The following is a 25,038-nucleotide window of genomic DNA, read 5'->3' as shown; positions in this document are numbered from 1 at the left end:
GAATGCATAGTCCATTGTCGCTGCCTGATTCATGAATGTGACGGTGCTCACCGGTTACTCGCGCGGACACGCAAGTGAAGGCGAGAGGAAGGAGAGCACCGTGAGCGCACACCCCTGGCGCCGGGTGCTGGTCACCGGCGGAGCCGGATTCGTCGGGTCGCACCTGTGCGGCCGGCTGCTCGACGACGGCTGCGACGTCGTCTGCCTGGACAACCTCGCCACCGGCTCCCGCGCCAACGTGGCCGAGCTGAACACCCGCCCCGGCTTCCGCTTCGTCCGCGGCGACGCCACCGACCCCGCCGCCTGGCGGGCCCTGCCCGGCCGGTTCGACCTGGTGCTGCACTTCGCCTGCCCGGCCTCCCCGGCCGACTACCTGCGGCTGCCCCTGGAGACCCTCGACGTCGGCTCCACCGGCACCCGCCTCGCCCTGGAGCGCGCGCAAGCCGACGGCGCCCGCTTCCTGCTCGCCTCCACCTCCGAGGTCTACGGCGACCCCCTGGAGCACCCGCAGCGCGAGAGCTACTGGGGCAACGTCAACCCCAACGGCCCGCGCAGCGTCTACGACGAGTCCAAGCGCTTCGCGGAAGCCCTGGTCACCGCCCACCGCTCGGTCCACGGCACCGACACCGCCATCGTGCGCATCTTCAACACCTACGGCCCCCGTATGCGCACCGGGGACGGCCGTGCCGTGCCCACCTTCATCGCGCAGGCCCTGGACGGCATGCCCCTCACCGTGGCCGGCGACGGCGGCCAGACCCGCTCGCTGTGCTACGTCGACGACACCGTGGACGGCATCCTCGCCCTGGCCGCCTCCGGCGAGAGCGGCCCCGTCAACATCGGCGGCGCCGAGGAGATCACCATGCTGGAGCTGGCCCGCCGGATCATCGACCTCACCGGCTCCGCCTCCCGCGTCCGCTTCGTCGAACGCCCCGTGGACGACCCCTGCCGCCGCCGCCCCGACACCTCGCTCGCCCGTGAGCTGCTCGGCTGGCAGCCCCGCGTCGACTGGACCGAGGGCCTGAAGCGGACCATCGGCTGGTTCTCCCGGTCCGTGGCCGCCTGAGCCGCACCACTGGCCGAATCTCGCCGTCCCGGTGCCTCGCCTTACGGCCGCACGGGGGCTTCCGGCGCCCTCGCAGCCTCACACTGCGGTCCCATTTCCTTACGTAACGTGACAAATCACCCCTTCGTGGCCGCAGTTGTCTTCACGTGTTTGAGACAGCTGCAGTGCGGCACCCGCACAGCCCAGAGCCCCCGACCGCCTCCCGGGACGGAGCAAGCCCCATGCGCATCCTTGGAATCAACGCCCTGTTCCATGACCCGGCAGCCGCTCTGGTCGTGGACGGACGCACCGTCGCCGCCGCCGAGGAGGAGCGGTTCAGCCGGCGCAAGCACGGCAAGCGGCCGGTGCCCTTCTCCGCCTGGGAACTGCCCGAGCTGTCGGCGCGCTGGTGCCTGGAACACGCCGGGCTGCGGCCGCAGGACCTGGACGCCGTCACGTACTCCTTCGACCCCGGGCTCGCCCGGCCCGCCGCCGACATGGGTCTGAACGACCCCTGGGACCCTCTGCGCCTGGAGTACGCCCGCCGCGCCCCCGAATTCCTCGCCGAGGCGCTGCCCGGACTCGACCCCGAACGGGTCGTCTTCGTCCCCCACCACGTGGCGCACGCCGCCTCCGCCGGACCGGCCTCACCGCACCCCGACAGCGCCGTCCTGGTCCTCGACGGGCGCGGCGAATCCGCCTCCCACCTGGCCGGACGCTTCGACGACGGCAAACTCGACACCCTGCGCACACAGGCCCTGCCCGACTCCCTCGGCCTGGTCTACGAGGAGCTGACCGAGCACCTGGGCTTCCTGCGGTCCAGCGACGAGTTCAAGGTCATGGCGCTCGCCTCCTACGGCAAGCCGCGCTTCCTCGACCGGCTGCGCGCGCACGTCCACGCCACCGGCGACGGCGGCTTTCGCGCCCGCGGCGTCGACTGGGCGTCCTTCGCCCCGGCCCGCGGCAAGGACGAGCCGTGGACCCAGGACCACGCCGACCTCGCCGCCAGCGCCCAGGCCGTCCTGGAGGAGACCCTGCTGGAGCTCGTCGGCTGGCTGCACCGCGAGGCCGGCGGCGAGGCCCTCACCATGGCCGGCGGCGTCGCCCTCAACTGCGTCGCCAACTCCAAGATCGCCCAGCGGGGCCCGTTCGAGCACGTGTGGGTGCAGCCCGCCGCCGGCGACGCCGGCACCGCCCTCGGCGGCGCCCTCTTCCTCGCCGCGCAGGCCGAGGACACCGAGCCCATGCCCGGCGCCGACCTGGGCCGCGGCTGGAGCGACGAAGAACTGCGCACCTGGCTGGAGACCGCCTGTGTGCCCTACGAGCGCCCCGACGACATCGCCGAGGCGGTCGCCGAGGAACTCGCCCGCGACGGCATCGTCGCCTGGTTCCAGGGCCGCAGCGAATACGGCCCGCGCGCCCTCGGCCACCGCTCGCTGATGGCCCACCCCGGCCGCGCCGAGAACCTCGAACGGCTCAACCACGTCAAGGGCCGCGAGGAGTTCCGCCCGGTCGCGCCGATGGTGCGCGCCGAACGCGCCGCCGAACTCTTCGACGGGCCGCTGCCGAGCCCCTACATGCTGTTCGTGCACGACGTCCACCCCGCCTGGCGCGACCGCATCCCCGCCGTCGTCCACGTCGACGGCACCGCCCGCATCCAGACCGTCGAGGAGCGGCGCGAACCGCTCGTCGCCCGCATGCTGGCTGCGTTCGAGCGCCGAACCGGACTTCCCGTCGTCGTCAACACCAGCCTCAACACGGCGGGCCGCCCCATGGTCGACGACCCGCGCGACGCACTGGAGTGCTTCGGCTCCGCCCCCGTGGACCTGCTGGCGATCGGTCCGTACGTGGTGCGCCGCGGCCGGGCCTACGCGAAGGGGTCCCCCGCATGACCGCCTACGCCGTGGTGATCCCCACGCTCGTGCGCGACACGCTCGCCGACTGCCTGGCCGCGCTCGCCGCCGCGACCGGACCGCGCCCCGACGAGATCGTCCTCGTCGACGACCGGCCCGGCCCCGACCCCGACCCGCAGGCGCTGGACCACCCGCTCAGCGTCCTCGGCGACCTGCGCGAGCGCACCCTCGTGGTGACCGGCGGCGGACGCGGCCCGGCCGCCGCCCGCAACACCGGCACCCAGGCCGTCACCGCCCCCTGGGTGGCCTTCCTCGACGACGACGTGCAGGTCGGCCCGCACTGGTGCGACCAGCTCGTCCAGGACCTCGAGGAGGCCACCTTGGACACCGGCGCCGTCCAGGGCGTCATCGCCGTCCCCCTGCCGGGGCACCGGCGGCCCACCGACTGGGAACGCGCCACCGCCGGCCTCGCCCAGGCCCGCTGGATCACCGCCGACATGGCCTACCGCACCGAGACGCTCAAACAGGTCGGCGGCTTCGACGAACGCTTCCGGCGCGCCTTCCGCGAGGACGCCGACCTCGCCCTGCGCGTCCTCGACGCGGGCTGGCGCATCCGGCAGGGCCGGCGCACCACCCGGCACCCCGTGCGGCCCGCCGACCGCTGGGTGTCCCTGCGGGCCCAGCGCGGCAACGCCGACGACGCGCTCATGCGCCACCTGCACGGCCCCGACTGGTGGCAGCGGGCCCTCGCCCCGCGCGGCCGCATCCGCGGCCACATGGCCACCACCGCCGCCGGGCTGACCGCGCTCGGCTGCGCGCTCACCGGACGCCGGCGGGCCGCCCTGCTTGCCGCGCTCGGCTGGGCGGCCGGCACCGCCGAGTTCGCCTGGGCGCGCATCGCGCCCGGCCCGCGCACCCGGCACGAGGTGGACACCATGCTCGCCACCAGCGTGCTCATCCCGCCCGCCGCCACCTGGCACTGGCTCAGCGGCCTGGTACGGCACCGCGGGGCCGCCCCCTGGCGGGAGGTGGCGCTGTGACGGCGATCCGGGCGGTGCTCTTCGACCGCGACGGCACCCTCGTCGAGGACGTCCCCTACAACGGCGACCCCGACCGGGTGCGCCCCATGCCCGGCGCCCGCGAGGCCGTCGCGCTGCTGCGCGCCCACGGTGTCCGCACCGGCGTCGTCACCAACCAGTCCGGCGTCGCCCGCGGCCTGATCACCGAGGCCGACGTGCGCCGCGTCAACGAGCGCGTCGACGAACTCCTCGGCCCCTTCGACGTGTTCGCGTACTGCCCGCACGGCCCCGACGACGGCTGCCCCTGCCGCAAGCCGCAGCCCGGGATGGTCCTGTGGGCCGCGCGGCAGCTGTCCACGCCCCCCGGCCGGCTCGCCGTCGTCGGCGACATCGGCGCCGACGTCGAGGCCGCCCGCCGGGCCGGCGCCCACGGCGTCCTCGTCCCGACCCCGGTGACCCGCCCGGAGGAGACCGCGAGCGCCGACCACGTCGCCAAGGACCTCGTGACCGCCGTACGCGCCCTGCTCGACGGGCCGCCCCGCGGGCACGTCCTGGCCGACGAGCGCCCGCTCGCCGAGGCCTGGCGGGAGACGCGATGAAGGCCCTCGTCACCCGGCTCGACAGCTTCGGCGACGTCCTGCTCGCCGGGCCCGCGATCCGTGCCGTCGCCGCCCGCGCCGACCACGTCACCCTGCTGTGCGGGCCCCTCGGCGAGCCCGCCGCCCGCATGCTGCCCGGCGTCGACGAGGTCGTCGTCTGGGACGCCCCCTGGGCCGGCTTCGACCCGCCGCCCGTGCGGCGCGCCGAGATCGAGCGGCTGACCGGCGCCCTCGACGCCGACACCGCGCTCATCCTGACCTCCTTCCACCAGTCCCCGCTGCCCACCGCGCTCCTGCTGCGCCTGGCCGGCGTCCGGCACCTCGCCGCCGACAGCGTCGACTACCCCGGCTCCCTGCTCGACGTACGCCACCAGCGCGCCCCCCACGCCCACGAGGCCGAGGCCGCCCTCGACCTCGCCGAGGCCGCCGGCTTCCCGCGCGTCGACGACGGCCGGCTCGCGATCCTGCCGCCGCCCGACACCCGCGACCTGACCGGCGAGGAGCCCTACGTCGTCCTGCACCCCGGCGCCAGCGTCCCCGCCCGCGCCTGGAGCCCCGGCCGCTGCGCCGACGCCGTCCGCGAACTGACCGCCGCCGGACACCGCGTCGCCGTCACCGGCGGGCGCGGCGAGCGGGAGCTCACCGCGCGCGTCGCCGGCGACACCGGGCTGGACCTCGGCGGCCGCACCGACGCCCCGGCCCTCGCCGGCGTCCTCGCCCGCGCCGCCGCCGTCGTCACCGGCAACACCGGGCCCGCGCACCTCGCCGCCGCCGTCGGCACCCCCGTCGTCTCCCTGTTCGCCCCCGTCGTCCCGGCCGAGCGCTGGCGCCCCTACGGCGTCGCCTACGTCCTGCTCGGCGACCAGAGCGCGCCCTGCGCCGGCAGCCGGGCCCGCACCTGTCCCGTCCCGGGCCACCCGTGCCTCGAGTCCGTGACCGCCCACGACGTGGTCGCCGCAGTGGAGAAGGTGATGCAGGCATGAGGATCCTCATCTGGCACGTGCACGGCTCCTGGACCACGTCCTTCGTCCAGGGCCCGCACACCTACCTCGTCCCCGTCACCCCCGACCGCGGACCCGACGGCCTCGGCCGCGCCCGCACCTTCGACTGGCCCGGCACCGTGATCGAGGTGCCGCCCGAGCGGCTGCGGGACGAGGAGATCGACCTCGTCGTCCTGCAACGCCCGCACGAACTCGCCCTCGTGGACGACTGGCTGGGCCGCCGCCCGCCCCTGGTGTACCTGGAGCACAACGCCCCGCACGGCGACGTCCCCGACACCCGCCACCCGATGGCGGACCAGAGCGACGTCCCGATCGTGCACGTCACCCACTTCAACCGGCTGATGTGGGACAACGGCCGCGCCCCCACCGCCGTCGTCGAACACGGCATCGTCGACCCCGGCCCGCTGTGGACCGGCGAGCTGCCGCACGCCGCCGTCGTCGTCAACGAGCCCGTCCGGCGCGGCCGGACCACCGGCACCGACCTGCTGCCGTACTTCGCCGAGGCCGCCTCGCTGGACGTGTTCGGCATGAAGACCGACCTGCTGGACCTGCCCGGCGTGCGCACCCACGACCTGCCGCAGCGCGAACTGCACGCGCAGATGGCCCGCCGTCGGCTCTACCTCCACCCGGTCCGCTGGACCTCCCTCGGCCTGTCCCTGCTGGAGGCGATGCACCTGGGGATGCCGGTCGTGGCGCTCGCCACCACCGAGGTGACCGAGGCGGTGCCCGAGGGCGCCGGAGTGGTCTCCAACCGCATCGACGTACTGAAAGACGCCGTACGGGACTTCGTCGCCGACCCGCTGCACGCGCGCGCGGTCGGCGAGGGCGCACGCGCCGCGGCGCTCGCCCGCTACGGGCTCACCCGCTTCCTGGACGACTGGGAGCGGCTGCTGAAGGAGGTGACCCGATGAGGATCGCCATGGTGTCCGAGCACGCGAGCCCCCTCGCGGTGCTCGGCGGGGTGGACGCCGGTGGCCAGAACGTGTACGTCGCCCGCCTGAGCGAGGAGCTGGCGGCCCGCGGACACGACGTCACCGTCTATACCCGGCGTGACTCCACCGACCTGCCCGAGCGGGTGACCATGCCCGGCGGCACCGTCGTCGAGCACGTGACGGCCGGACCGCCGCGGCCCGTCCCCAAGGACGAGCTGTTCCCGTACATGCCCGGCTTCGGCGCGCACCTGGCGCGGGCCTGGCAGCGCGAACGGCCCGACGCCGTGCACGCCCACTTCTGGATGTCCGGCATGGCCGCGCGGATCGGCGCCCACCCCCACGGCGTCCCCGTCGTGCAGACCTTCCACGCCCTCGGCACCGTCAAGCGGCGCCACCAGGGCCGCCGCGACACCAGCCCCTTCGAACGCATCGGCATCGAGCGTCAGTTGGGCCGCGGCTGCAGCCGCGTGCTCGCCACCTGCACCGACGAGGTGTACGAGCTGGCCGAGATGGGCGTCTCGCCGCAGCAGGTGTCCGTGGTGCCGTGCGGCGTGGACGCCGACCACTTCCACCCCGGCGCCCGCGACCGCCGCCACGTGCCGCCGCGCGAACAGCGCCACCGCATCCTGTCCTGCGGGCGGCTCGTGCGCCGCAAGGGCTACGACAAGGCGATCCGCGCCCTGACCCGCATCCCCGACACCGAACTGATCGTCGCCGGCGGCCCGCCGCCCGGACTGCTGGAGACCGACCCGGAGGCCGAGCGGCTGCTGAAGTTCGCCGAACGCGCCGGTGTCGCCGACCGGGTCCGGCTGATCGGCGCCGTCGACCCCGCGCACATGCCCGCCGTCATGGGCAGCGCCGACCTGGTGCTGTGCACGCCCGTCTACGAGCCGTTCGGCATCGTGCCGCTGGAGGCCATGGCCTGCGGCGTGCCGGTCGTCGCCACCGACGTCGGCGGCCACAAGGACACCGTCGCCGACGGCGTCACCGGACGCCGGGTCCCGGCCGGGGACGCCTGGGCGGTCGCCGCGGCCGTACGGGAACTCCTCGGCGACGACGGCCTGCGCCGCCGGATGGGCGAGGCCGGCCGCGAACGCGTCCTGGCCCGCTACACCTGGCACCGGGTCGCCGACGGCGTCGAACAGGTCTACCGCAAGGTCGCCGTCGGGCGCGGCCTGCGCACGGAGGTGGCGTGATGAGCGCTCCCGCACACACGAAAGGTGCCGGCATGAGCACCCACGCACCGTCGCCGGTGGCGGCGCACTGCGACGAACTCCTCGACGCGCTGGGACGGTTCAGGGAGCGCTCCGCCCTCACCGAGCGGTGGGGCGAGCAGCTCGCCAAGGTGCTCGGCGGCGGCGGACGCCTCCTCGCCGCGGGCAACGGCGGCAGCGCCGCCCAGGCCCAGCACCTGACCGCCGAGCTGGTCGGCCGCTACCGCGACGACCGGCCGCCGTTCTCCGCGATCGCCCTGCACGCGGACACCTCCTCCACGACCGCCATCGCCAACGACTACGGCGTCGACGAGGTGTTCGCCCGGCAGGTCCGCGCGCACGGCCGCCCCGGCGACGTGCTGATGCTGCTGTCCACGTCCGGCGCCAGCGCCAACCTGCTGTCCGCCGCCGACGCGGCCCGGGGGGCCGGCCTGAGCGTGTGGGCGCTGACCGGCGCCGCCCCCAACCCGCTGATGGCGGGCAGCGACGAGGCGCTGTGCGTGCCCGCCGCCTCCACGGCGACCGTGCAGGAACTCCATCTGGTCGCGGTGCACATGATCTGCCAGGCGTTCGACGCGGCAGTGGAGCGGATGAACGGGAGGTGACCGGATGACGGCGCACGGCACGCACGGCTCTGCCAAGGCCCCCCTCGTCGTGGTCGGCGACGCGCTGCTCGACCGCGACCTGACCGGCCACGCCGACCGGCTCGCCCCGGACGCGCCGGTGCCGGTCGTCGACGACTGCGAGGAACGGGTCCGGCCCGGCGGCGCGGCCCTCGCCGCGTACCTCGCGGCCGCCGACGGCCGGCCGGTCACCCTGATCACCGGCCTCGGCGACGACCCGGCGAGCGGGCGGCTGCGCGAACTGCTCGACGGGCGCGTGGAGGTGATCGCGCTGCCGCTGACCGGGCCGCTGTCGGAGAAGACCCGGGTCCTGGCCCGCGGCCGCCCCGTCGTCCGGCTGGACCGCGGCGACGGACGGGTCCGCGCGGCCACCGACGCCGCCCGCGCGGCGCTGCGGGCGGCCCCGGCCGTCCTGGTCTCCGACTACGGCCGCGGCGCGGCGGACGCCCTGCGCGACGAACTGACCGCCCGCCCGCCCCTGGTCTGGGACCCCCACCCCCGCGGCGGCCCCCCGGTCCCGGGCACCCGCCTCGTCACCCCGGCCCGCTCGGAGGCACAGGCGTTCGCACACCGAGCCGAGGCAGACGAAGCGTCCCGGGCGCGGTCCGGCGCGGATGCGTCATCGCCGGGCTCCGACGTGGACGCGGTCTCGCCGGGCTCCGACGCGGACGCGACCCCTGGCACGGGCAAGCCCTCGGTGGGGGCCGCGAGGGAGCCTGCGGCCGGGGCGGTTGCGCCGCGCGGTGGGCGCGTGGCCGCCGGAGATGCCGGCGAGCCGGCGGCGCACGGGTCCCGTGGGCACGAGCTGTACGCCGCCGCCGGGCAGGCCGCCGCGCTCGTGCGGCACTGGCGGGTCGGTGCCGTCTCCGTGACCCTGGGCGTGCGCGGGGCGCTGCTGTCGTACGGCGACCACCCGCTGCTCGTCCCCGCGCCCGCCGCCCACGACGGCGACCCGTGCGGCGCAGGTGACCGCTTCGCCGCCACCGCGGCCGGACTGCTCGCCGACGGCGCGCTGGTGGGGGAGGCGCTGCAGGGCGCCGTCGCCGCCGCGACGGCCTTCGTCGGCGCGGGCGGGGCCGCCGCGATCACCGCGACGGCACCCGGCGGCACCCGCCCGGCACCCGGCGGGACGGGCACCCCGCCCGCCCCCGCGGACGCCGGCCGGGACGCACCCGACGACGACCCCTTCGCCGTAGCCGCCCGCGTCCGCGCCGCCGGCGGGACCGTCGTCGCCGCGGGAGGCTGCTTCGACCTGCTGCACGCCGGGCACGTCGGCCTGCTCCAGGCCGCCCGGCGGATCGGCGACTGCCTCGTCGTGTGCGTCAACTCCGACGCCTCCGTACGCCGCCGCAAGGGCGAGGGCCGCCCCGTCAACCCGCTCGCCGACCGGGTCCGCGTGCTGCGCGCCCTCGGCTGCGTCGACGCGGTCGCCGTCTTCGACGAGGACACCCCCGAGCGGCTGCTCGCCGAGCTGCGCCCCGACGTGTGGGTCAAGGGCGGCGACTACACCGGCGCCGACCTGCCCGAGGCCGCGCAGCTGCGCCAGTGGGGCGGCCAGGCCGTCCTGCTGCCCTACCTGGACGGCCGCTCCTCCACCGCGCTGATCGCCCGCGCCGCGGAGGGCGCCCGGTGACCCGGCCCCGGCTGCTCGTCCTGCGCGCCCTCGGCCTCGGCGACCTGCTGGCCGGGGTGCCCGCGCTGCGCGCCCTGCGCCGCGCCTTCCCCGGCCACGAGCTGATCCTCGCCGCGCCCGCCGCCCTGGCCCCGGTCGCCGAGGCCACGGAAGCCGTCGACCGGCTGCTGCCCGCGTCCGCGCCCGGCCGTGCCGTACCGGAGCGGATCGAGTGGACCGGGCCGCCGCCCGACCTCGCCGTCGACCTGCACGGCAACGGGCCGCCCAGCCACCGGCTGCTCCAGACGCTCGGCCCGCGCCGGCTGTGGGCGTTCGCGCACCCCGGCACCCCGGAGATCGACGGCCCGCCGTGGTGGGCGGAGGAACACGAACGGGACCGCTGGTGCCGCTTCCTGAGGTACTACGGCGTACCCGCGGACCCCTCCGACCTGCGGCTGCCCGTGCCGCCCGGACCGTCCCCGGCCCCGGACGCCGTCGTCCTGCACCCCGGCGCGGGGGCGCCGTCGCGCTGCTGGCCCGTCGAGCGGTACGCGGCCGTGGCGCGCGCCCTGCGCGAGCGTGGCCGGCGGGTCGTGGTCACCGGGGGAGAGGGCGAGGAGGACCTGGTGGCCCGGCTCGCCAAGGCGGCCGACCTGCCCGACACGGACACCTTCGGCGGCGGTCTGCCCTTCGGCTGGCTCTCCGCGCTGGTCGCCGGCGCGCACACCGTGATCAGCGGCGACACCGGCATCGCGCACCTCGCCGTCGCCCACGGCACGCCCTCGGTGACCCTGTTCGGGCCCGTCCCGCCGAGCCGCTGGGGTCCCCCCGACGACCCGCGCCACCGGGCGCTGTGGCGGCCCGGCCCCGAGGAGGGCGACCCGCACGGCCGCCGCCCCGACCCGGCCCTGCTGCGGATCACCCCCGACGACGTCCTGCACGCCTGCGAGGACCTTCCGTCATGACCGAACTCGGCATCGTCATCGCCACCCGCGACCGCGCGGACCGCCTGGCCGGCACCCTGCGCCGGCTCACCGCCCTGCCGGAGCGCCCGGAGATCCTCGTCGTGGACAACGCCTCCACCGACGGCACCCGCGCCCTGCTGGCCCGCGACTTCCCGCACGTGCGCGTGCTGGCCCTGCCGCACAACCGCGGCGCGCTCGCCCGCACCGCCGGCGTCCGCGCGCTGACCACCCCGTACGTCGCCTTCAGCGACGACGACTCGTGGTGGGAACCGGGCGCCCTGGAACTCGCCGCCAAGCTGTTCGACGCCCATCCCCGGCTCGGACTGATCTCCGCGCGCACCCTCGTCGGCCCCGCCGAGGACGAGGACCCGCTCAACGACGTCCTCGCCCGCTCGCCGCTCGGCCCCGCCACCGATCTGCCCGGCGTCCAGGTCCTCGGCTTCCTGGCCTGCGCGAGCGTGGTGCGCCGCGCCGCCTACCTGGACGCCGGCGGCTTCCACCCGGTGCTGTTCTTCGGCGGCGAGGAGACCCTGCTCGCCTACGACCTCGCCGCCCGCGGCTGGGGCGTCACCCACTGCCCCGACGTCGTCGCCCACCACCACCCCGACCCGGCGTCGCCGCGCCCCGGCCGCCCCGCCGCCCAGCGCCGCAACGACGTCCTCACCGCCTGGCTGCGCCGCCCCCTCCCGCAGGCCCTGGCCCGCACCGGGGCGCTCGCCGCGGGCGCCCGCCGCGACCCCGTCGCCCGGCAGGCGCTGCGCGAGACCCTCACCCGGCTGCCCGCCGCCCTGCGCGCCCGCCACCGCCTGCCCCCGCACCTGGAACGTGCCGCCCGCACGCTGGACGGAGCCCGCCCATGACCGACCCGCGCACCACCGTCGTCGTCATCACCCACAACCGGCGCGCCGAACTGCTGCGCACCCTCGACCGCCTGGCCGAACTCCCGGAGCGCCCGCCGGTGATCGTCGTCGACAACGGCTCCTCGGACGGCACCGCCGGCGCCGTCGCCGAGCGCCATCCCCGGGTACGGCTGCTGCGGCCCGGCCGCAATCTCGGCGCCGTCGGCCGCAACCTCGCCGTGCGCGAGGTCCGCACCCCCTACGTGGCGTTCTGCGACGACGACTCCTGGTGGTCGCCCGGCGCCCTGTCCGGCGCCGCCGACCTGCTCGACCGGCATCCCGCCCTCGCCACCGTCACCGCGCGCATCCTCGTCGAACCCGGCGCCGGCGAGGACCCGATCACCGAGGAACTGCGCAACTCGCCCGTCCGCGGCCCGCGGTGGCTGCCCGGCCCGGCGCTCGGCTCCTTCCTGGCCGCCGCGACCGTGCTGCGCACCGACGCCTTCCGCGCGGCCGGCGGCTTCCACCCGCGGCTGTGGCTGGGCGGCGAGGAGGAGCTGCTCGCCGCCGACCTCGCCGCGAACGGCTGGTGGCTGACGTACGCCGACCATCTGACGATCCATCACCAACCCTCCCGGGCCCGGGACTCCACGCTGCGCCGGGCGCACGGCATCCGCAACACGCTGTGGTTCACCTGGCTGCGCCGCCCGGCCCGCCCCGCGCTGCGCCGCACCGTGCACCTCGCGCGCACGGTCCCGCGCGACACGGTGTCGCTGCGCGCCTTCGCCGAGGCCGCGGCCGCGCTGCCGTGGGTGCTTCGGGAGCGGCGGGTGCTGCCGGCGGAGGTCGAGGCACGGATGCGGCTGCTGGAGGACACCCAGCGCGGCTCGAAGGCGCGCAAGTACGTGGGCTGAGCGGGGGCGTGGACGCGTGTGAGGGGGCCGCCGTGGCGTACGGCGGCCCCCTCACACACGTCCGGGTGGCTCGGTCGGCGTTCTCCGGCCGCGCTCAGGGTTCCGTCCACCGGCACAGCAGCCGGAACACCGCGAACAGCGTCACCGGCCACATGACGGCGAAGGCCCAGATGACGCCGGGGTGCGAGGTGGTGATGCCGGCGACCATCAGCCCGACCGCCACCGCGAGCAGCACGGCGACGGTCAGCGGATGCGGCCGGTAGGAGGCGAGGGAGGACAGCCAGGACCTGCGTCGCCGCTGCAGGGTGCGCAGCCGGCGGGACAGCCGCCGGTCGCGGCGCAGGTCCCGCTCCAGCTCGTCGAGGATCCGCTGTTCGTGGTCGGGGAGTCGGCCGGTCGACACGGTGCCTCCAGGGGGACGTACGGGGAGGGGCGCCCTGTGCGGGTGCCCCTCCCCCCGGACGGGCTAACCGGCGACGGCGGTCCACCGGCGCCGAACAGCCGGCCCGGACGCACCGACCGGCAGCAGGGGTCCGCCGGTGTCGAGCAGCAGGCCCGGACGCACCAGACCGGCAGCAGGGGTTCACCGGGTGCCGGGGCAGCAGGCCCGGGCGGGCTAACCGGGCACGGGGGTCCGCAGGGCGTCGAGCAGGAGGTCCGCGCCGTCCTCGACCGCGTCCCCGCGCAGGCGGGCCGCGGTCCGCCGGGCCCGCTCGCGGCCCTCGCCCAGGCACCAGTCCCACCACCGTGCGAGCCCGGCCTCGTCCACCTCGTCGGCCGGCAGCAGCGCGGGCCAGCCGCAGGCCCGCGCCTGCGCCCTCACCTTGGCGCCGCCCGCGACGGGGCCGACGGCCAGCGCGGGCGTCCCGGCCCGCAGCGCCAGCACCAGGCCGTGCAGCCGGTCGGTGACGACGAGGTCCAGCCGGGAGAGCACCGCCTCGAACTGGGCGGCCGTGCCGCACAGCCGCCAGTCGTGCGCGTCCAGCCGGGTCTCCAGCTCCAGCCGCGCGCAGTCGCGCCCGGCGAGCCAGGAGGTGACCCGCTCGGCGACCTCGGCGTGCCGCCGCTGCCCGCCGTACTCGTGCTGCCCGTGCGTGAGCACCACCCCGACCACGGGCGGGGCGGGCGCGGCCGGTGCGCGGGCCGCCAGGTCAAGGGCCGGTGCGGCGCCGGGCGCGTCCCGGGCGAGCACCCGGTGGAACCCGGTCACGGCCGGGCTCGCCGGGTCGATCACCGAGGTGCCGACGGCGATCCGCGCACAGTGCGGGAACCGCCGGTGCAGCTCCTCGACCTGCCGGCCGTGCAGCGGCCCGCACACGAACACCAGGTGCGTGTAGGCCTCGGGGCGCACCTCGTCCAGGTGCAGGGCGCGGGCCCGGAAGCCGGGGCTCCATACGACGTCGTACGGCAGCCCCTCCCGGTCCAGCACCGCCCGCACCCGGTCCAGCGCCAGCACGTCCCCGGCGGTCGCCTCCCCGTCGCGGAAGGTGAACCACCCCGTCAGCAGAATCCGTCCTCGCACAGTGCCCCCGAGTGCCCCCGGGCGGCCCGGGGCATGCCGGGCATGCCGTCAGGCGTCGTCCGTCCCGACGTCCAGCCCGGCGTCCAGCACGCCGTCCACCTCGAACAGCTCCGACGTCAGCCGCCCGGCGTCGCCCCGGCCCTCCAGCCGCAGCAGCACCCGCGCCGTACGGTCCGCGCCCTCCTCCGGCACGTCCTGCGCCCGCACGTGCACGATCCGGAACCCGCGGCGCGTGCACGTCTCCAGCAGCCGCGGCAGCAGCGCCCGCCCCGTCCGGTACGTCAGCCGCACCTCCACCTCGGCGACCGCCGCCCCGCGCCGCAGCCGCGCGGACAGCGGGGGGTAGCCGCGCACCACGAGGAAGTGCAGTGCCGTCACCGCCAGCGCCAGGACCGGCAGCCCGCCCCCGCAGGCCATGCCGACCGCGCAGGTCAGCCAGATCGTGGCCGCCGTGGTCAGCCCGCGCACCGCGTCCCGCCGTACGAAGATCAGCCCGCCGCCGATGAAGCCGATGCCGGAGACGATCTGGGCCGCCACCCGGGACGGGTCGAAGGAGACGTGGTCCAGGCCCAGCACGTTGGTGAAACCGTGCGCAGCCCGGCGCTCTTCGCCTGCGCCTCCCGCTCCCAGCCGATCAAACTCGACAGCAGCAGCGCGAGCCCCAGCTCGGCCAGCTGCCGCAGTCCCTGGCCGTTGGACACGTCCCACAGCGGCACCGCCAGCGCGGACATCCCACCTCCCGAGCACGTCGAACGTAACGCGGACGGGGTACCCGTGGCCCGCCCGCACCCGTCCGCGACCGGCCCCCACTGTCGCGCACACCACGTCCTCCCCCTTCTCGGACACGGTGAGCCTTGCGGACAGTGGTTGTCCGCGACGGCCGCTAGCGTCGGACCATGGTGAAGACGACGACGGCTCCCGTGCTCGGCACCCGTGCCCTCAACCGCGCGACCCTCGCCCGGCAGCTGCTGCTGGCCCGGTCGCCGCTGAGCGCCGAGGAGGCGGTGGGCCACCTGCTCGGCCTGCAGGCGCAGAACGTCACACCGCCCTACTACGCGCTCGCCGCCCGCCTCGACGGCTTCGCGCCCGAGCAGCTGTCCCGGCTGATGGCCGACCGTGCCGTCGCCCGGATCGTCACTCTGCGCTCCACGATCCACACCCACACCGCCGACGACTGCCTCACCCTGCGCCCCCTGGTGCAGCCGGCCCGCGAGCGGGAGCTGACCGCCTTCCGCACGGGCCTGACCGGCGTCGACCTCGGCCGGCTGGCCGCGCTCGCCCGGGAGCTGGTGGAGGAGGAGCCGCGCACCATGAAGCAACTGCGCGAGGCCCTGCGGCCGCACTGGCCGGACGCCGACCCGCAGGCCCTCGGCGTCGCCGCCCGCTGCACGCTGCCGCTGGTCCAGGTGACCCCGCGCGGACTGTGGGGCGCGAGCGGCCAGGTCGCGCTCACCACCGCCGAGAACTGGCTGGGCCGTCCCACCGAGCCGCCCGCCGGCCCGGACGCGACCGTGCTGCGCTACCTCGCCGCCTTCGGCCCGGCCTCCGTCAAGGACATGCAGACCTGGGCGGGCCTGACGCGGCTGCGCGACGCCTTCGAACGGCTCCGGCCCCGGCTGGTCACCTTCCGCGACGAGCACGGCGTCGAGCTGTTCGACCTGCCCGACGCTCCCCGCCCCGACCCGGACACCCCGGCCCCGCCCCGTTTCCTGCCGGAGTTCGACAACCTGCTGCTCTCCCACGCCGACCGCGGCCGGGTCGTCCCGCCCGAGTACTGGGGCCGCAACTGGCAGGGCAACCAGGCCTACCGCACCCTCCTCGTCGACGGCTTCCTGGCAGGACTGTGGACCCTGGAGGCGGACGCCCTCGTCATCGAACCGTTCGCCCCGCTGGACCGCACCCGCCGCGCGGAGGTCACGGCCGAGGCGGAGCGGCTGCTGACGACCCTGCACCCGCAGGCGTCGCACACCGTCCGCTTCGGCACGGTACGCCGCTGACGGCCCGCGCCGGCCGCTGACGGCCCGCGCGCCGCGTACGCCCCCGACGCGCCTCGCCCCGGCGCGGGGGCCGGAACGGCGAAGGGGCCGCGGCGCGTTCCGCCACGGCCCCTCCTTCCCGGCATCGACCGGCCGTCAGGACAGGTAGTAGTACCCGGCGACGTCGGCGACGAGGTCGACGGTGCCGTACCGGTTGTAGAAGTCGACCTTGCCGTTCACGACGGGGACGACGACCAGGTTGGAAATGGTCTGCCCGGCGGTGAAGTTGAGGTTCGAGGCGCTGGTGCGGGGGGTGCCGTTCGGGTGGACGGAGACGAAGCTCGACGCGCTGGGGGCGGTCGCCGTCACGTTCAGGACGACCGCCGTCACCTCCGCCGGCACGCCGAGCGTGACCGTCTGGTCCGGGCCGACCTTGCCCTGCCGGACACCGATGCCGGAGCGGGTGTCCATCAGCCGGGTCGGCGTGATGGGCTTGTACGCCGAGCCGGTCCCGTCGGTGGTGAAGTACCCGGCGACGTCGGCGACGAGGTCCACGGTGCCGTAGCGGTTGTAGAAGTCGACCTTGCCGTTGACGACGGGGACGACGACGAGGTTCGGGATGGTCTGGCCGGCGGTGAAGTTGAGGTTGGAGGCGCTGGTGCGGGGGGTGCCGTTCGGGTGGACGGAGACGAAGCTCGACGCGCTGGGGCCGGTCGCCGTCACATTCAGGACGACCGCCGTCACACCGGTGGCCGGGATGCCGGAGACGCCCGTGACCGGAAGGGTCACGGTCTGCCCCGCGCCGACCTTTCCGGCCCGCACCCCGATGCCCGACCGGGTGTCCATCAGCCGGGTCGGCGTGAGCGGCTTGTACGTCGCCCCCGTCCCGTCCGTGACGTAGTACCCGGCGACGTCGGCGACGAGGTCGACGGTGCCGTAGCGGTTGTAGAAGTCGACCTTGCCGTTGACGACGGGGACGACGACGAGGTTCGGGATGGTCCGGCCGGCGGTGAAGTTGAGGTTGGAGGCGCTGGTGCGGGGGGTGCCGTTCGGATGGACGGAGACGAAGCTCGACGCCGTCGGGCCGGTCGCCGTCACATTCAGGACGACGGCGCTCACCCCGGTGGCGGGGATGCCCTCCCGGCCGGTGACCTGCAGCGTCACCGTGCCGCCCGGGCCGACCTTGCCCGCGGCCACGCCGATCCCCGACCGGGTGTCCATCAGCCGGGTCGGGGTGACCGGGACGTAGCTGCCGAGACCGGACACCGCCGGGGTCACCGTGACGGTGCCCGGCACGTGATCCGCGCCCAGCGCGTAGACGTGCGCCCGCCACTCGCCGACGGCCGCGGTGCTCAGATCGACCGTCACCGTCAGGGTCCTGGCGTCCGGCGACACCGCGACGGGCGTGGCCCGCAGCGTCGTCCCGTTCCTGGTCAGCACGACCGGGTCCTTGGGGCTCAGCGAGGTGCCGTGCACGGTGAGCGTCACCCGCGCGCCGCGCGGGGCGGACGGCGGAGAGACGGACGTGGCCGACACCGGCTCGCCACCGCACAGCGGCCGGACGGCCGTGTTGCACGTGACGTCGGCGGCGTAGGCCGTCTGCGACGCCCAGTCGGGCAGGCCGAGGACGAGGGTGCTCGGGGAGGGCTTCGACACGTCGGGCTGGTCGCCGAGGGCGCAGCGATAGGAGCCGCGCTCGAAGCGGCACCGGTCGACGAGCCCGGCGTCCCACAGGGAGGCCTTGGCCGTGGTCGACGTTCCCCCGGCCGTGTCCCTGACCGGCACCAGCAGGTCGTCGGCGGACATGGTGGGCAGGACGGCGCAGACGGCCGGGTGGTCCTCGTCGAGCGTGCCGGTGATCGGCCCGTAGGGGTTGCGGAGGTTGGGCACGCGCACACACTCGGGTGCCGGACCGGCCGCGGTGGCGATGCGCAGGGCGTCGATCCGGTAGGACGGCGCGGGCCGGTACGGCGTGCTGAACACCGCTTGATAGCGCGTCGAGCCGGTCAGGGCGCAGGCATGCCTCAGCAGGGGGCACGAGGCAGGCCGGCCCTCGGCGTCGTACACGAAGGCCCTCGCCTCGTCCTTGGCGTCCCGCAGGTCGACGTGGAGCACGTCCCGGGCGTCGTCGGTGGTCACCTGGTGGCAGACGAGGGTGCCCGGCTTGCCGAGGGGGCCGCCCCGGGAGACGCCGCCCGCCGCCGTCGCCGGTTGCGCGACGCATCCGCGGGCGGTGCCGGTCACGTCCCGGCGGACGAGGGACAAGTACGCGTACAGGTGGGCGCGTACGAGCACGGTGTAGCCCGTGCCGGGCGTGAGCGAGCAGACGGCGGAGCGGGTGCCGCACACCTGCGCGCCCGTCGGGTCCATCACCGTGTACTCGGCGGTGGCCGGGGTGCCGTCGGCGTACTCGGCGTGGATGCTTTCGGTCGTGGTGTGGTCGCCGGCCGGGATCGAGAAGCACTGCGAGAAGACCTCGGCGGAACCCTTCACGGTGCCCTTGGGGCCGTCTGCCGTGAAGTCACCGGCCGGCAGCACGGGGCAGCCCTCCGGGACGTCCGTGCGGTACAGAGCCAGCCGGTAGGTTCCGGTGGGGGCCGCGCCGGCGGCGGCGGACAGCAGCACACGGTAGGGGGCCGGCCCGGTCAGCTCGCAGGAGTGGTCGCCCATGCCCGCGCTGGGGCAGACCGTCTCGCCCGCCCGGTTCACCACCTCCGCGGGGAGGTAAGGCGGGGGAGCGTCGAGCTGCGTGAGGTACTGCAGCTGCGCACCCTCGGGCAGCGACAGCGACAGGCAGTCCGTCTCGCCGGGCGCGTCGAAGGAGCCGGCCGCGGTGCCGGGGACCGCGGCCGCCGTGCAGCCACGCGCGGAGGAACGGTCGAGGACCAGCGTCGGCCGGTCGGAGGCGACACGGTAGGTGCCGCCCGCGGTCAGCCGGCAGTCGCCCGACGGCTCGCACACCGTCGCACCCGTCTCGTCGTACACCGCGAGACGCGTGCGCGTGCCGTCGGACTCGGCGATCCCGAGGACGTCGTACGGCCCCGTGGTGGGCGCCGTGAAGGAACGGCAGGCGCCCGGCGGCGTCACCGCCGTGGGAGCGGTGCCGCAGTCGTTCACGGGTGTGCTCACACAGTCGGTGAGGTCCACGCCGTCCGCGGCCCGAGCCGGTGCCGCCGGACCGGTCACCAGGACCGGGAGCAGCAGCGACAGCACGAGCGCGAACAGGGCGGGCCAAGCGGTGAACGGCGCGCGTCTTCGCGCCCTGGGTCGAGGCATTCCCGGTCCCCCCGGAAGTGATGATCACTGATTCGCCGTGATGATCGCACAGGGGTCCGACAACGCCCGCTGGGCGGTGTTGGAAGGGGGGCGCTGCGGGCTGCTCGTGGAAGCTCGCAACGCCCCCCTGGTATTCACCTGAGGGATACTCAGGAGTCCTCGGGGCTAGGACGTGACCTGCGCGGTCACGAGGGCGGAGAAGGTGGTCAGCCGGGTGTACACACCCGGGTAACCGGCCTCCGCGCATCCCTCACCCCAGGAAGTGATCCCTGCCAGGACGCCCCCGATGAGCAGGGGACCGCCGCTGTCGCCCTGGCAGGTGTCCACGCCACCGGACGGGTATCCGGCGCACACCATGTCGCTCTGCACGAAGTCAGAGCCGTAGGAAGTCTTGCAGCTCGCGTCGGACACGATCGGGACCGTGGCGGTGCGCAGCTGGTTGGAGGAGCCGCCGTTCTCCGCGGTCGTGCCCCAGCCGAGGATGCGGGCCGTGGTGCCCGCCGCGTACACCGGGGTGTCCGTCGGGGCGACGTACTTCGCCGTCGCGTACGGCATCGACGTGGCCAGCGTCAGCACGGCGACGTCGTCGCCGCGGGTGGCGTCGGTGTAGTCCGGGTCGATCCAGATCCTGCTGACCCGGCTGACCGTGCCGTTGGTCCCGTCGAGGTAGGTGCGGCCGCCGACCACGCGGACGCTGGAGGTGGTCTCGCCGGCCATGCAGTGCGCGGCCGTGACCACCTTGGTGGGGGCCACGAGGGTGCCGCCGCAGAACTGGTTCTGCCCGGCGTCCGTGATCTGCATCATGAACGGGTACGCCGCCGTCGTGGTGGTCGTACCGCCCACGATCGGCTGCGGGGCGGCGACGGCGGAGGGAGTTCCGAGGACCGCCGTGGCGGCGGCCGCGGCGGACGCGACGGCCACGGCCGCGGTCCTCCTCGCCGTCGCTCTCGCACGGGTGAGCCCGGACATCAGTCTCCTCGGTGGGGTTGCCGGTGGGGGTTCGCACGGGTGTGGGGGTGGTGCACGGGGGTCGCGGGACCGACCCCCGTGTGCCCGGGCGAGCGGCACGTCCCTCACGCTAGGACCGCGGCCGCCCCGCTCCCAATGAGGGAACCCCCTAACCGAGTCGGGCAGGGAAAACCCTCGGTCGCGGGGCCTCGCCCCCACGAGGGCAGTAAACCCGCGCCGGGCTCACTTCGCGTGACGCCCCGCCGCCAGGCGGACGATGTCCACCCGGGAGCGGATCCCCAGCTTCCGGTAGACCCGGGTCAGCGTCGCCTCGACCGTCTTGACGCTGATGAACAGCCGGGCCGCGATCTCCCGGTTGGTGGCGCCCTCCATGACCAGACCGGCGACCTGACGCTCCATCGAGGCCAGCGAGTCCAGCGCGGTGTGCAGCCCGGCCGGCGCCGGGGCGGGCCGCTGCACGGCCGCCGCCGTCGCGGCCTCGGCGCTCGCCTCCACCTGCCGCAGCCACGGCAGCGCGCGGCAGCGGCGGAACAGCCGCGCCGCCTCGTCGTACGACGCCGGGCCCGGGCGTCCCGCACGCAGCCGGGCCAGCGCGTACGCCGCCCGCGCCTCCTCCAGCCCGTACCCCAGCTTCGCCAGCCGGTCCTGAGCCGACGTCAGCTGCGCCAGCGCACCCTCCGTGTCGCCCCGCGCCGCCCGCACCAGCGCCTCGGCGCGGTCCAGCACCGCGAGCACGCTCTCCCGCCGCAGCCGCAGCGCGTGCTCCCGCGCGGTGTCCACGACCTCCTGCGCCTCGCCCACCTCACCGATCCGCACCAGCGCCTCCGCGAGGTCGCCGTGCCAGCGGCCCCGGGCCGGGTCGGTGATGCCGAGGCCCGCCTCCAGCTCCCGCACCCGGCGCAGCGACACCACGGCCCCGCGCGCGTCCCCGGCGACCAACTGGGCGTGGCCCAGGGCGGCCAGCGCCCGCGACAGGTACATCTGGTCGCCGTCCTCCTCGGCGTGCGCCGCGGCCTCCCGGGCCAGCGCCTCCGCGCGCTCCACGTCCCCGGCGGAGGCCTCCGCCAGTGAGGCCAGCATCGCCGAGGCGCTCTCCCCGATGCCGGAGTCACGGGCCAGCCGGAGGCTCTCCCGGGCCAGGTCCAGGGCCCGCCCGCAGTGCCCGGACAGCAACTCCGTCTCGGCGAGCGCGCGCAGGAAGTGCACCTCGCTCTCGACCATGCCGCGCCGGCGCACCTCGCGCAGCAGCGCGCTGATCGTCGTCCGCGCCTCCGGCAGCTGATCGCTCATCACCAGCCAGCGGAACCGGGCCGCGGCGGCGCCGTTGTGATGACACGCCACATGCGGGTCCTGCGGCTCCTGCAGTGCCCGCTTGACCGTGACCGGCGCGTTCGGATGACCCATCAGGGTCTCGGTGGACGCCTGGAAGGACAGCGCCATCAGCTCGGTGCGCCGGTCGCCGGCCCGCGCGGCCAGTTCCGCCGCGTGCGCGGCCTCCTCCCGGGCCTCGGCGAAGTCGCCCTCCACGACCAGCGCGCGCCAGGCCAGCTGGTAGTGGACCAGGGCCAGCAGCCGCGGATCGTCGCCCGCGTCGGCGAGCGCCTGCGGGAAGACGGCGTCCACGTCCCCGAGGGCCTGCCCGGCCGCCTCGATCACCACCATCCACGCCCGCACCCGCTCCGCCGGCACGGTGGCCCGGGTCAGCACCTCCCGCGCGATGTCCCGGGCCAGGTCCACCTCACCGGCCGTGATCGCGTCCTCCGCGGCCTGCAGCCGCCGCTCGTCCGGCGCGGGCGTCCCGTCCGCCGGGGTGTGCCGGGCGGCCAGCAGCCCCAGCGAGGCCGCCACCGAGGGTGCCCCGCGGTCCCGGGCGAGCGCGGCGGCCTCCGCCAGCGAGGCGGCGACGTCCGGGTCGGTGCCGGTCGTGGCCAGCGCCAGGTGCCGGGCCCGCTCGATCGGGTCGGACGCCGCCGTGGACAGCGCGGCGTGCGCGGCGCGCCGCTCGTGCGCGGGGGCCTCCGCGTACAGCGCGGCCGAGATGAGCGGGTGCGCGAACCGCACCGCCGGCGCCTCCGGCTCGGTCGTCAGCAGCCCCAGCTCGGCGGCTTGCGCGCACTCGGCCTCGGCGTTGTCCCGGCCGGCCGCGTGCAGCAGCGCCGCCGTGGGGCGGGCACCGGCGCTGGCCACCAGCAGCGTGCGGCGCGCCTCGGCGGACAGCAGGTCCAGCCGGCTGAGCACGAGGGCCCGCAGCGAGGTCGGCACCGGCAGCGGCTCGCCCGGTCGCGGCGGCGTCGGGTTCTCGGCCAGCGCCCGCCCCAGTTCCAGCGCGAAGAGCGGATTGCCGCCGCTCGTACGGTGGATCTCCCGCACCGTGGAGCGCGGCAGCCCGCCGTACCCCCGGTGGTCGAGCAGCGCGGACACCTGCGCCCGGGTCAGCGGGCCGAGCCGCACCGCCAGCGTGTCGGGCGGGCAGGCCCGCAGGTACCGGTCGTACTCCTGCGCCTCGGTGCGCACCGCGCACAGCATGCGCACCGGTGTGTCGCCGAGCCGCCGGGCGGCGAAGCCGAGCAGTTCGGCGCTGGCCGGGTCCAGCCACTGGAAGTCGTCGGCCACGACCAGCACGGGGCCGTCCTCGGCCAGCGCCCGCAGCGCGGACAGCACGGCCAGTCGCAGCGCGAGGCCGTCCCGCTGCAGCGTGGACTCGCCCCGTCCGGTCAGCGCGGACTCCAGCGCGGTGCGCTGCGCGCCGGGCAGCCGGTCGGCGATCCGGTCCAGGACCAGCCCGAACAGGTCGGCCAGCGCGAGGAACGGCAGATGCGATTCGGACTCGGTCGCCGAGCAGCGAAGGACGGTGCCCGCTTGGAAGGAGTTTTCCGCGGCCAATGCCCGCAGCACGGTCGATTTTCCTATTCCGGCCGGTCCGTGCAGCAGGACGCTGCCCCCGGACGCGAGCCGCTCACGCGCCGCGGTGAACAGCTCCTCCCGGCCGATGACCAGGTCGGGGCGGCATCGGGCAGGCTCCTGGAAGTCCCGTCGCACGGTTACCGCTCCCCTCCGTGTGTCGTGTCCGGGCCAAATTCTAGGCAACCGCGCAGGAAATTCGGACGGACGAGGTCGTGAGGGATATAACAACACCCTCACTCGACGAAAAATTCACGCCCCACCTCCCCCCGAAAGCGTAGGGCGTGCCGCCCGGCTGCGCGGTGACATCAGGGGCGGCGGTGAACTCCGTGGGTCAGGTGCCGTGGGGTGCGATGCACCGGGGGCGCGGTGGCCGCCGTGGGCGCGGTGCCCTGGGGTGCGATGCCCGCCGTGGGGCGCGGTGCCCCGGAGTGCGTGGCGCCCGGCGCCGGGGTCACCGCCGGGGTTGCGCGGCCCGGCGTTGCGGGGTGCCGCTGCGCCCACCCGTGCCGCCCCAGCGGCACGACTGCCCGCAGCTACGTAGGCGGATAGCCGCCGACGGCGAGAAGGGGGCGTGGTGGGGGGTGTCCGCCCGCAGCGGACGGCATTGCCTTTCGTCAGCCTCTCGGAGAAACGTAGGGCCGTACCGAGGACGGACACCCCCCACCGCGGCCCCGACTCACTCACCGGCAGAAGGCGCTACCGCAACCGGTCACCGGACCCGCGCGGGCCGCCGCAGGCATTTCAGGGGCGCGGGGAACTGCGCGACCAGCCACGACGAGACCAGCACCCGGCAAGACACCGCACCCGGCAAGACACCGCACCCGGCAAGACACCGCACCCGGCAAGACACCGCACCCGGCAACACACCGCACCCACCCGCACAACCGCCGGAGGCTACGGCAGGGCGCCCGCCCGCCGAGCAGCCGCCACCGCCTCCCCCCTCGTGTGCGCCCCCAGCTTCCGCATGGCCGACCGCAGGTACGACTTCACCGTCTCCACCCCCAGCCCCAGCCGCTCCCCGGCCCCCGCGTTCGTAGCCCCGGCGGCCACACACGCCAGCACATCCACCTCCCGAGGAGTGAGAGCCGCCCCCACCCCGCCGGAGGCCCCGGCCCCCGCCGCCCCGGGCGTCAGCAGCCCGCACACCGCCAGCAGCTCCGCCCGCAACGCGGGGTCACCGATCCGGGGTGCCAGTGCCCGCAGCGCCGCATGCGCCTCCCGCACCTGCTCCCACCCGGCCCCGGCCGCCGCCGCCCCGCCCGCCCGCGCGGCGTCCGCGGCCGCGGCGCCCGCCGCCGCGCCCACCGCCAGCAGTTCCCCCACCTCGTCCCGCACGACCAGCGCCTGCTCCACGTCCCGCGCCGCGGCCACCGCCGCCCCCAGCACCCGGTCGCCCAGCGGCTGAGCGCTCCGCAGGGCGCCGTAGAGCACCCCCCGCACCCGCCGCCGTACCACCACCGGCACCGCGAGCACCGAGCGCAGTCCCTCCTCGGCGACGGCGGCGTCGTACTCGTGGCTGATCTGCTGCGACGAGGAGTAGTCCACCACCGCGCACGGCCGGGCCAGGGCGATCGCCTTGCCGCCCAGCCCGTTGCCGGCGGTCACCGCGAGCGAGCGCAGCGCCGCCGTGTCGTTGCCGTTCAGCTCGCTGATCCGGATCCACCGGTGCCCGGCGTCCACGAGCCCGCCGAAGGCCACCGGCAGTCCGGTGCCCCGGCGCAGCCGCGCCAGCGCACCGCGAATCTCCATCACTCCGGGCGCGTCCGCTGTCACCTGCT

The 25,038-nt window shown here is 75.8% G+C and carries 19 protein-coding genes and 1 pseudogene; 13 read left to right on the top strand and 7 right to left on the bottom strand.

Annotation, left to right across the window (positions count from 1 at the left end):
• Positions 1–100: 100 nt before the first annotated feature.
• From ACF1AL_RS15705 to ACF1AL_RS15650, 12 genes are all read left to right on the top strand, one after another.
• Positions 101–1,063, top strand: coding sequence for a UDP-glucuronic acid decarboxylase family protein (locus ACF1AL_RS15705; RefSeq protein ID WP_366837533.1), 963 nt, complete (start codon positions 101–103; stop codon positions 1,061–1,063).
• A gap of 221 nt (positions 1,064–1,284) precedes the next feature.
• The gene (locus ACF1AL_RS15700) at positions 1,285–2,934 is read left to right on the top strand and encodes a carbamoyltransferase (RefSeq protein WP_391781306.1); all 1,650 of its coding nucleotides are present in this window, start codon (positions 1,285–1,287) and stop codon (positions 2,932–2,934) included.
• Positions 2,931–3,935, top strand: a complete 1,005-nt coding sequence (locus ACF1AL_RS15695) for a glycosyltransferase family 2 protein (RefSeq protein ID WP_391781305.1) — start codon at positions 2,931–2,933, stop codon at positions 3,933–3,935. Before ACF1AL_RS15700 ends, ACF1AL_RS15695 begins: the two co-directional genes overlap by 4 nt.
• Positions 3,932–4,513, top strand: coding sequence for a D-glycero-alpha-D-manno-heptose-1,7-bisphosphate 7-phosphatase (locus tag ACF1AL_RS15690; RefSeq protein ID WP_384214144.1), 582 nt, complete (start codon positions 3,932–3,934; stop codon positions 4,511–4,513). The genes ACF1AL_RS15695 and ACF1AL_RS15690 overlap by 4 nt, the downstream gene beginning before the upstream one ends.
• Complete coding sequence (locus tag ACF1AL_RS15685; protein ID WP_391826151.1) at positions 4,510–5,496, top strand: glycosyltransferase family 9 protein; 987 nt, start codon at positions 4,510–4,512, stop codon at positions 5,494–5,496. Before ACF1AL_RS15690 ends, ACF1AL_RS15685 begins: the two co-directional genes overlap by 4 nt.
• Positions 5,493–6,425, top strand: a complete 933-nt coding sequence (locus tag ACF1AL_RS15680; protein WP_391701538.1) for a glycosyltransferase — start codon at positions 5,493–5,495, stop codon at positions 6,423–6,425. Before ACF1AL_RS15685 ends, ACF1AL_RS15680 begins: the two co-directional genes overlap by 4 nt.
• Positions 6,422–7,642, top strand: a complete 1,221-nt coding sequence (locus ACF1AL_RS15675) for a glycosyltransferase (RefSeq protein ID WP_386420868.1) — start codon at positions 6,422–6,424, stop codon at positions 7,640–7,642. The genes ACF1AL_RS15680 and ACF1AL_RS15675 overlap by 4 nt, the downstream gene beginning before the upstream one ends.
• 32 nt (positions 7,643–7,674) lie before the next feature.
• Positions 7,675–8,265, top strand: a complete 591-nt coding sequence (locus ACF1AL_RS15670) for an SIS domain-containing protein (protein WP_391826150.1) — start codon at positions 7,675–7,677, stop codon at positions 8,263–8,265.
• 4 nt (positions 8,266–8,269) lie between these two features.
• Entirely contained in the window at positions 8,270–9,916 is a 1,647-nt protein-coding gene (rfaE2, locus tag ACF1AL_RS15665; RefSeq protein WP_391826149.1) for a D-glycero-beta-D-manno-heptose 1-phosphate adenylyltransferase, read from the top strand.
• Positions 9,913–10,860, top strand: coding sequence for a glycosyltransferase family 9 protein (locus ACF1AL_RS15660; protein WP_391826148.1), 948 nt, complete (start codon positions 9,913–9,915; stop codon positions 10,858–10,860). Before rfaE2 ends, ACF1AL_RS15660 begins: the two co-directional genes overlap by 4 nt.
• A complete protein-coding gene (locus tag ACF1AL_RS15655) occupies positions 10,857–11,720 on the top strand; it encodes a glycosyltransferase family 2 protein (protein WP_391820903.1) in 864 nt (287 codons plus the stop codon). Before ACF1AL_RS15660 ends, ACF1AL_RS15655 begins: the two co-directional genes overlap by 4 nt.
• On the top strand, positions 11,717–12,613 hold the full coding sequence (locus ACF1AL_RS15650; RefSeq protein WP_386420862.1) for a glycosyltransferase family 2 protein: 897 nt from the start codon (positions 11,717–11,719) through the stop codon (positions 12,611–12,613). Before ACF1AL_RS15655 ends, ACF1AL_RS15650 begins: the two co-directional genes overlap by 4 nt.
• Positions 12,614–12,707: 94 nt before the next feature.
• Here the strand turns inward: ACF1AL_RS15650 and ACF1AL_RS15645 are convergent, their stop codons facing one another.
• From ACF1AL_RS15645 to ACF1AL_RS15635, 3 genes and pseudogenes are all read right to left on the bottom strand, one after another.
• Positions 12,708–13,016 carry a DUF3040 domain-containing protein gene (locus ACF1AL_RS15645; protein ID WP_366837518.1) on the bottom strand — a complete coding sequence of 103 codons (309 nt, stop codon included), beginning with the start codon at positions 13,014–13,016 and terminating at the stop codon, positions 12,708–12,710.
• Between the two features lie 213 nt (positions 13,017–13,229).
• A complete protein-coding gene (locus tag ACF1AL_RS15640; RefSeq protein ID WP_391826147.1) occupies positions 13,230–14,135 on the bottom strand; it encodes a polysaccharide pyruvyl transferase family protein in 906 nt (301 codons plus the stop codon).
• 48 nt (positions 14,136–14,183) lie between these two features.
• Positions 14,184–14,866: pseudogene (locus tag ACF1AL_RS15635) on the bottom strand (MgtC/SapB family protein).
• A 165-nt stretch (positions 14,867–15,031) separates the two neighbouring features.
• On the opposite strand from ACF1AL_RS15635, the gene ACF1AL_RS15630 reads away from it, so the two are divergent.
• Positions 15,032–16,132 (top strand): winged helix DNA-binding domain-containing protein, encoded by a 1,101-nt coding sequence (locus ACF1AL_RS15630; protein ID WP_391779713.1) that lies wholly within the window; start codon positions 15,032–15,034, stop codon positions 16,130–16,132.
• Positions 16,133–16,267: 135 nt separating this feature from the next.
• Here ACF1AL_RS15630 and ACF1AL_RS15625 read toward each other — a convergent pair whose 3' ends face one another.
• From ACF1AL_RS15625 to ACF1AL_RS15610, 4 genes are all read right to left on the bottom strand, one after another.
• On the bottom strand, positions 16,268–19,387 hold the full coding sequence (locus tag ACF1AL_RS15625) for a hypothetical protein (RefSeq protein WP_391826146.1): 3,120 nt from the start codon (positions 19,385–19,387) through the stop codon (positions 16,268–16,270).
• Positions 19,388–19,552: 165 nt separating this feature from the next.
• Complete coding sequence (locus ACF1AL_RS15620) at positions 19,553–20,356, bottom strand: S1 family peptidase (protein WP_386420859.1); 804 nt, start codon at positions 20,354–20,356, stop codon at positions 19,553–19,555.
• 222 nt (positions 20,357–20,578) lie between these two features.
• Entirely contained in the window at positions 20,579–23,395 is a 2,817-nt protein-coding gene (locus tag ACF1AL_RS15615; protein WP_384214172.1) for an AAA family ATPase, read from the bottom strand.
• Positions 23,396–24,154: 759 nt separating this feature from the next.
• On the bottom strand, positions 24,155–25,033 hold the full coding sequence (locus ACF1AL_RS15610) for a LuxR C-terminal-related transcriptional regulator (RefSeq protein ID WP_391779716.1): 879 nt from the start codon (positions 25,031–25,033) through the stop codon (positions 24,155–24,157).
• Positions 25,034–25,038: the final 5 nt, after the last annotated feature.

Origin of the sequence: Streptomyces sp. NPDC014801 (assembly GCF_043082085.1) — a bacterium.
Classification (GTDB): domain Bacteria; phylum Actinomycetota; class Actinomycetes; order Streptomycetales; family Streptomycetaceae; genus Streptomyces.
This window is presented reverse-complemented; position numbering and strand designations above follow the sequence as displayed.

What these genes read in the sequence shown, in the direction of transcription:
- ACF1AL_RS15700 (WP_391781306.1), top strand. Translation starts at nt 1,285, where the DNA reads ATGCGCATCCTTGGAATCAACGCCCTGTTCCATGACCCGGCAGCCGCT.
- ACF1AL_RS15695 (WP_391781305.1), top strand. Translation starts at nt 2,931, where the DNA reads ATGACCGCCTACGCCGTGGTGATCCCCACGCTCGTGCGCGACACGCTC.
- ACF1AL_RS15685 (WP_391826151.1), top strand. Translation starts at nt 4,510, where the DNA reads ATGAAGGCCCTCGTCACCCGGCTCGACAGCTTCGGCGACGTCCTGCTC.
- ACF1AL_RS15680 (WP_391701538.1), top strand. Translation starts at nt 5,493, where the DNA reads ATGAGGATCCTCATCTGGCACGTGCACGGCTCCTGGACCACGTCCTTC.
- ACF1AL_RS15675 (WP_386420868.1), top strand. Translation starts at nt 6,422, where the DNA reads ATGAGGATCGCCATGGTGTCCGAGCACGCGAGCCCCCTCGCGGTGCTC.
- ACF1AL_RS15670 (WP_391826150.1), top strand. Translation starts at nt 7,675, where the DNA reads ATGAGCACCCACGCACCGTCGCCGGTGGCGGCGCACTGCGACGAACTC.
- rfaE2 (WP_391826149.1), top strand. Translation starts at nt 8,270, where the DNA reads ATGACGGCGCACGGCACGCACGGCTCTGCCAAGGCCCCCCTCGTCGTG.
- ACF1AL_RS15655 (WP_391820903.1), top strand. Translation starts at nt 10,857, where the DNA reads ATGACCGAACTCGGCATCGTCATCGCCACCCGCGACCGCGCGGACCGC.
- ACF1AL_RS15650 (WP_386420862.1), top strand. Translation starts at nt 11,717, where the DNA reads ATGACCGACCCGCGCACCACCGTCGTCGTCATCACCCACAACCGGCGC.
- ACF1AL_RS15630 (WP_391779713.1), top strand. Translation starts at nt 15,032, where the DNA reads ATGGTGAAGACGACGACGGCTCCCGTGCTCGGCACCCGTGCCCTCAAC.
- ACF1AL_RS15625 (WP_391826146.1), bottom strand. Translation starts at nt 19,387, where the DNA reads ATGCCTCGACCCAGGGCGCGAAGACGCGCGCCGTTCACCGCTTGGCCC.
- ACF1AL_RS15620 (WP_386420859.1), bottom strand. Translation starts at nt 20,356, where the DNA reads ATGTCCGGGCTCACCCGTGCGAGAGCGACGGCGAGGAGGACCGCGGCC.